Here is a 6006-nt window from a genome sequence, read left to right as displayed (position 1 = left end):
TGGCCGCCGGTGGTGGAGACGGCATCGATCGTCTCGGAGCGCAGTTCATCCGCCAGCTGCCTGAGCTGCTCCACCGAAAGGTTGCGCAGGTCATGGGGGGCCCGCACACGGTCAAGCTGCGGGTAGCGACCAAGGGTGGGAATCGCGTTGGGCGTGTTGCTCTCGCTCATGTCACTCAGTTCCTGCGCTCGACCACGTAGTGGACCAGATCGCGCAGGCGATCAGCCTCGGGGCCAAAGATGTCGATATGGGATAGGGCCTGTTCCGCAACACGGCGGGCTTCCTTGGCGGCACCCTCCACGCCCAGCAGGGCGACATAGGTGGACTTGCCGGCGGCTTCATCCTTGCCCGCGGTCTTGCCCAGTTCCTCGGCGCTCGCGGTGGCGTCCAGCACGTCATCGGCAATCTGGAAGGCGGCACCCAGGTCACGGCCATAGGCGGAAATACGCTGGCGGGCGTCCTCACCGGCCTGGCCCAGGATGGCCCCCGCTTCGGCCGAATAGCGGATCAGGCAGCCGGTCTTGAGCGCATGCAGGCGCGCGACCTCTTCCAGCGACAGGGCGCGGCCCTCGCCTTCCATGTCGATCATCTGGCCACCGACCATGCCGGCAGCACCCGAGGCATCGGCCAGGGCGCGCACAAGGTTGATGCGCACCTCCGCGCCGGCATGCGTGAGCGGGTTGGCAAGGATATCGAACGCCATGGTCTGCAGCGCGTCACCGGCCAGGATGGCGGTGGCTTCATCGAACTTGCGGTGGGTGGAGGGCTGGCCACGACGCAGGTCGTCGTCATCCATGGCGGGCAGGTCATCATGCACCAGCGAATAGGCGTGCAGCATCTCGACCGATGCCGCGACGCGGTCCGCGCCTTCGGCCGCCACCTTGAACAGGCTGGCCACTTCCGCCACCAGATAGCCGCGCAGGCGCTTGCCCCCGCCCAGCGTGGCATAGCGCATGGCATCGATCAGGCGGCCCTCGCCCCCTTCAACGCGGGGCAGCAGGCGGTCGATCATGCTCTCGATCGCGGTCGCGCGCGCGGACATGGATGCACGCAGACGGACCATGCGGTCCGCACTGTCGGTTCGGGACGAGGGGGCTGTTGTTTGGCTCATCTGGCGCATCAATCCATTGGTTTTACATCCAGCGCCCCATCGGCACGCTGGACAATCGCCTGGACGCGGGCCTCGGCCTCGTCCAGTTTCTTCTGGCAGTACTGTCGCAGGACGGCGCCACGCTCATAGGACGTGATCGCGTCCTCCAGCCGGAGCTGGCCGACCTCGAGCTGGCGCACGATGGTCTCAAGCTCGGCCAGTGCGTCCTCGAACGAAAGGTTGGTCAGGTCCTGGGTCATGGGTGCGTGGCATTTCCTGAAAATGACTTGGCTGGCGCAGGGCTTACATCCATGTGGGGCATCCTGCCAAGGGTACAACTGCGTTTGCGGCGTTCTGGCACTTATGCGGGCATCGGGGTGGTGGCGGTGTCCGCCGCCACATCCGGCCTGCGCCGGATGACGAAGGACAGCGTGCCGCCTTCTTCCCCGAACGCGATCAGCGCGTGGCCGGTCTCGCGGCAGAAGGCCTGGAAGTCGGCCACCGATGCTCGGTCGGTCGCAATCACGCGCAGCCGCGCGCCGGGCGGCAGGCCACGCAGCATGCGGTTGGCCCTGAGCACGGGCAGGGGGCAGTTCAGTCCGCGGGCGTCCAGCAGTATCTCGCTCATGGGAGCCATGTCTCCGTGGTGGGGGCAACCATGCCCGTGCATAGTAGGGTTTGATGTTCCATACGGGTACGACCATAAAAGAAAACGTGCCGTTGATAAAACATGATGAAAGAAAGACTCTGCATGGGCTCCTATCGTATCGGAATTGATTTTGGTGGCACCAAGATCGAAATAGCCGCTCTTGCCAGGGACGGGGCAGAGCGCGTGCGTCGGCGGATTACCAATCCCGGCAACTATCCGGCCGCCATCCAGGCCATGTGTGAGCTGATTCATGGGGTGGACAGGGAACTGGGTGGAACAGGTACGGTGGGAATCGGCATTCCCGGTTCGATCAGTCCCGATACGGGCGTGATCAAGAACGCCAATGCCACATGGCTCAACAACCAGCCGCTGATCAAGGACATGACGGCAGCCCTGGGCCGGGAGGTGCGCATCGAGAACGATGCCAACTGCTTTGCCCTGTCCGAGGCGATTGACGGGGCAGGTGCCGCGCATCACAGCGTGTTTGGCGTGATCATCGGCACGGGCATGGGGGCTGGCATTGTCATCGATAGGAAACTGCTGATCGGCCATAACCACATTGCCGGCGAGTGGGGGCATGTCCCGCTGCCATGGCCGCGGATCGAGGAATTCCCCATGCCCAAATGCTTTTGTGGCAATGAGGGCTGCATGGAGCGGTTCCTCAGCGGGTCGGCGCTGGCGCAGGACTGGAAGGGGCCGGGCCACCGCAGTGCCGCCCATATCGAACAGGAAGCCGCGAACGGTGACCTGACCGCGATCGGCGCGCTGGACCGTTACATGGACCGCATGGCCCGTGCCTGCGCCATGGCCATCAACTTCATGGACCCCGATGTGATCGTGCTGGGTGGTGGCGTGTCCAACCTGGACTCGATTTACGAACGGGTGCCCCGCCTCATGCGCCGTTACGTGATCACCCCCAACTGCAGCACGCCCATCGTGCGCAACCGCCACGGTGACAGTTCGGGCGTGCGCGGGGCGGCGTGGCTGTGGAACGAACACCACATTGCGTGACCATTACAGGCCGCGCTGACCGTGCGGCCTGGATCAGCCTTCCGCTGTATCCAGCCCACGGAAGCCGGTCGCCACCACGTACAGTTCGCTTGATTCCTTGCGGCTGGCCGGTGGCTTGGCGTGGCGGACCTGCGTGAACAGGCGCTTGAGATCCGCCAGCATCTGTTTTTCCGATCCGCCCTGGAACACCTTGGCCACGAAGGCGCCATCGGGGGCCAGGATACGGGTGGCGAAATGCAATGCCAGTTCCGCCAGCCCGATAATGCGCAGGTGGTCGGTTGGTGCGTGGCCGGTCGTGTTGGGTGCCATGTCCGACATGACCAGATCCGCCCGGCCGCCCAGCAGGCCGGTCAGGCGGTCGGGCATGTCGGGGTCATTGAAGTCGCCTTCTATCACCGTCGCACCCGGCACCGGGTCGACCGGCAGCAGGTCTACCCCCACCACTTCCGCGGCCCCGCGCTTGACCGCGACCTGTGTCCACCCGCCGGGGGCGGCCCCCAGGTCAACCACGCGCGTGCCGGGCCGGATCAGGTGAAAGCGGTCGTCCAGTTCGATCAGCTTGAAGGCCGCGCGGGAACGCCAGCCCTGTTTCTGGGCCGCCTGCACGTAAGGGTCATTAAGCTGGCGCTGCAGCCAGCGGTGCTGGGCGGTGGTGCGCCCGCGTGCCTTCTTTACGGTTACGGTCTTGGTCCGGTTGGTCCGGGCGGCCTGTCCGTCGGTGCTGCTGTCGCCCGTGCCGGGGGTCAGACTGCTGGTACGGGCCTTGCCCGGTATGCGGGTGGGGGAACGCTGTTTCATGACTGGACGCGGTCAGGGGCTGACCCGGTGCTCCATATGGCGATGCAGGGGAAAGGAAAGGGGCGTCGGGGCCGGGCCACCGTGCCGCCCGCGGTCGCCGATCATGCGTAAAAGCAGGCCATCACGCAATCCCCTGTCCGCCACCGTCACATTCATCATGGGCCATGTGGTGACGATTGCCTCGAATATCGCGCAGCCGGGCAGCAGGTAGCGCGCGCGGTCCGGGCCGATGACCGGGTTGCGTACCAGTCCCGCCATGCCCGCGCCACGCAGGCTATCGATCATGGCCAGCGCCTGCGGTACGGACAGGCGGCTGCCATCAATGCCCGCGCGTTCATAGCGCCCCTGTCCCTGCGCCAGGCTGGCCAGCGTGGTGACCGTGCCGCTGGTGCCCAGCAGCATGACGTTGCCGCGCGCGATTTCGCGGGTAATGCAGTGTATGTCATCAAAGCCGCGCAGGATGCTGACAATCCCGTCCACGATCCCGCGGTAGCCGGCATCGGTAAAGATGTCATTCCCGTGGCGTTCGGCCAGCGTCATGATGCCCATCGGCAGGCTGACATAGCCTGACAGGTCGTGGCGGCGGGCATCGCGGTCGATTCGTGCCCAGGCAATTTCGGTCGAACCACCGCCAATGTCGAACAGCAGGCCGCGCCCGGTGGCGCTGCCACGGTCGTGCAGCAGGGAGGTGCAGGCCGCAAGCGCCAGTTCGGCTTCCTCCCGCGCGGAAATGACGGATATGTCCAGCCCCGTCTCATGCATGACGCGGGCAATGAAGTCCATGCCGTTGGCTGCCCTGCGGCAGGCTTCGGTCGCGATCGCGCGATGGCTGTGCAGTTCGTACAGCCCCATGCGCGCGACACAGGCGCGCAGGGCGGTGATGGTGCGTTCCATGGCGGCCTCGGCCAGCTGGCCGGAATGGTGCAGCCCTTCGCCCAGGCGTACGGCGCGGCTGAAGCTGTCGATCACGCGCAGCCCGCGCTCCCCCGCGCGGGCCACCAGCAGGCGGCAGTTATGGGTGCCCAGATCAATGGCGGCATAAAGTGGCGCGCGCGCCATGCGGCGGTTCGTGGCAGACGCAGGCGGTAGGGGCGTTGCCTGCGGGTGTGTTGCGGCACGGAGCCTGTGCTGGACCATTGTTCATCCAATACCCGTTAACGGCCAAGGTATTACCTATTGTGTTGAGTGTTCTGCATAAAACGCAAGCCAAAAGAGAAAGTTTGCAAAAAAGCCATTGTGGGGGTTGCGCCCCTTGGGGCAGGCGGCTATATGCCTGTTCACCGCAGCGCACCGCGCCGCTTTCTCCTTGCTGGGGGATAGTTTAGCGGTAGAACTACCGGCTCTGACCCGGTCAGCCCTGGTTCGAATCCAGGTCCCCCAGCCATAGAGACCTTCCCTGAAAATATCTGGTCAGCAGGCACAGGCAAATCAATATTTGTCGGTCTCTGTGTGAAGTCATGGTCATGATTTCCGGCATCACCAGCCGGGATCATATAAAGATCCTGAATTATCGGTCTGTTTCCATGTAATTCTCTGGCTGGTCGGGAAGTGGCAGGTGATTCATCCTATGATCAGCTTCTATAAAAGTCCGTGTCGGGTTATTTTTTATTATAGTGGTCATGAATATAATAATATTTTATCATATTATTGGAATATATATTTTAAAATTTTCCATGATAATATAAAATATCATCATATTTTTTGGTAATAATCAATCTGTTTCCATGACCGGTTTGCTGTCCCTGCGGTTTTCGTTCAAGATGGCGCATCAATATTCGGAAGGTTATGGTTTCATGCCGGTTTCCGGGTCATGACAACATGGTTTACGGCCGACCTGCATTTCGGTCACGAGAGTATAATCCGGCATTGCCACCGGCCCTTTGTCGGGGTGGCGGAAATGGATGCCGTGCTGGCTGCCAACTGGAATGCCCGCGTCCAGCCTGATGATGACGTGTGGTGCCTGGGAGATTTCTGCTGGCGGGATGTGGCGCGGTATGGCGCGCGCCTCAGTGGGCGCAAGCATCTGGTCACGGGCAATCATGATGGGGACGGGGTGCGGGACTGGCTGGGCTGGGCCAGTGTGCAGCCCTACCGGGAACTGAAGCTGGCGGGCAGGCGCGTGGTCCTGTTCCATTATCCCATTGCCGAGTGGAACGGTTTTTTCCGGGGCGCGGTCCATCTGTACGGTCATGTCCATGGTAGCCGGCCCGCGACGTCCACGTCATGCGATGTGGGGGTGGACTGCTGGCATTACGCACCCGTGTCATGGCAGGAGATCGAGGGCTTCCTGGCCTGTCAGCCAGCAGCCTGAAAAAACGGGCAGGGAATGCCCGCCCTGCCGGCTATGGCGGGGGGCGTTCAGTGCCGGCGCATGGACATGGGACCCGTCCGGGCAATGTGCATGGAACATCCGGCAAGGGGACGGGGCGGCATTCATGTTCGGGCGGGACCGGACCTG

At 63.2% G+C, this 6006-nt stretch carries 8 protein-coding genes and 1 tRNA gene; 3 read left to right on the top strand and 6 right to left on the bottom strand.

Annotated features, from left to right (window positions below; translation table 11 throughout):
- From CFR78_RS08820 to CFR78_RS08805, 4 genes are all read right to left on the bottom strand, one after another.
- Positions 1-170, bottom strand: a 170-nt coding sequence (locus CFR78_RS08820; protein ID WP_146221272.1) for a 1-deoxy-D-xylulose-5-phosphate synthase N-terminal domain-containing protein, incomplete at its 3' end; no start/stop codon positions are given.
- A 5-nt stretch (positions 171-175) separates the two neighbouring features.
- The gene (locus CFR78_RS08815; protein ID WP_034929660.1) at positions 176-1111 is read right to left on the bottom strand and encodes a polyprenyl synthetase family protein; all 936 of its coding nucleotides are present in this window, start codon (positions 1109-1111) and stop codon (positions 176-178) included.
- 8 nt (positions 1112-1119) lie between these two features.
- Positions 1120-1350 (bottom strand): exodeoxyribonuclease VII small subunit, encoded by a 231-nt coding sequence (locus CFR78_RS08810; protein ID WP_007400437.1) that lies wholly within the window; start codon positions 1348-1350, stop codon positions 1120-1122.
- A 101-nt stretch (positions 1351-1451) separates the two neighbouring features.
- Positions 1452-1718: a sulfurtransferase TusA family protein gene (locus CFR78_RS08805; RefSeq protein ID WP_007400438.1), complete on the bottom strand. Its 267-nt coding sequence runs from the start codon at positions 1716-1718 to the stop codon at positions 1452-1454.
- 123 nt (positions 1719-1841) lie between these two features.
- On the opposite strand from CFR78_RS08805, the gene CFR78_RS08800 reads away from it, so the two are divergent.
- Positions 1842-2750 (top strand): ROK family protein, encoded by a 909-nt coding sequence (locus CFR78_RS08800; protein WP_007400440.1) that lies wholly within the window; start codon positions 1842-1844, stop codon positions 2748-2750.
- Between the two features lie 33 nt (positions 2751-2783).
- Here the strand turns inward: CFR78_RS08800 and CFR78_RS08795 are convergent, their stop codons facing one another.
- Together CFR78_RS08795 and CFR78_RS08790 are read right to left on the bottom strand one after the other, a co-directional pair.
- Positions 2784-3548, bottom strand: coding sequence for an RlmE family RNA methyltransferase (locus CFR78_RS08795; RefSeq protein ID WP_007400441.1), 765 nt, complete (start codon positions 3546-3548; stop codon positions 2784-2786).
- 12 nt (positions 3549-3560) lie between these two features.
- Positions 3561-4685 carry a Ppx/GppA phosphatase family protein gene (locus CFR78_RS08790; protein ID WP_007400442.1) on the bottom strand — a complete coding sequence of 375 codons (1125 nt, stop codon included), beginning with the start codon at positions 4683-4685 and terminating at the stop codon, positions 3561-3563.
- Between the two features lie 173 nt (positions 4686-4858).
- On the opposite strand from CFR78_RS08790, the gene CFR78_RS08785 reads away from it, so the two are divergent.
- Together CFR78_RS08785 and CFR78_RS08780 are read left to right on the top strand one after the other, a co-directional pair.
- Positions 4859-4932: transfer RNA gene (locus CFR78_RS08785), tRNA-Gln, on the top strand.
- Between the two features lie 426 nt (positions 4933-5358).
- Positions 5359-5859 carry a metallophosphoesterase gene (locus CFR78_RS08780; protein WP_034928155.1) on the top strand — a complete coding sequence of 167 codons (501 nt, stop codon included), beginning with the start codon at positions 5359-5361 and terminating at the stop codon, positions 5857-5859.
- The last annotated feature ends 147 nt before the right edge of the window (positions 5860-6006 follow it).

Source organism: Komagataeibacter rhaeticus, assembly GCF_003207855.1.
Taxonomy (GTDB): Bacteria; Pseudomonadota; Alphaproteobacteria; order Acetobacterales; family Acetobacteraceae; genus Komagataeibacter; species Komagataeibacter rhaeticus.
This window is presented reverse-complemented; position numbering and strand designations above follow the sequence as displayed.

Excerpts from the sequence above, each read along its gene's own strand:
- CFR78_RS08815 (WP_034929660.1), bottom strand. The coding sequence starts at position 1,111 with ATGAGCCAAACAACAGCCCCCTCGTCCCGAACCGACAGTGCGGACCGC.
- CFR78_RS08810 (WP_007400437.1), bottom strand. The coding sequence starts at position 1,350 with ATGACCCAGGACCTGACCAACCTTTCGTTCGAGGACGCACTGGCCGAG.
- CFR78_RS08800 (WP_007400440.1), top strand. The coding sequence starts at position 1,842 with ATGGGCTCCTATCGTATCGGAATTGATTTTGGTGGCACCAAGATCGAA.
- CFR78_RS08805 (WP_007400438.1), bottom strand. The coding sequence starts at position 1,718 with ATGAGCGAGATACTGCTGGACGCCCGCGGACTGAACTGCCCCCTGCCC.
- CFR78_RS08795 (WP_007400441.1), bottom strand. The coding sequence starts at position 3,548 with ATGAAACAGCGTTCCCCCACCCGCATACCGGGCAAGGCCCGTACCAGC.
- CFR78_RS08780 (WP_034928155.1), top strand. The coding sequence starts at position 5,359 with ATGACAACATGGTTTACGGCCGACCTGCATTTCGGTCACGAGAGTATA.
- CFR78_RS08790 (WP_007400442.1), bottom strand. The coding sequence starts at position 4,685 with ATGGTCCAGCACAGGCTCCGTGCCGCAACACACCCGCAGGCAACGCCC.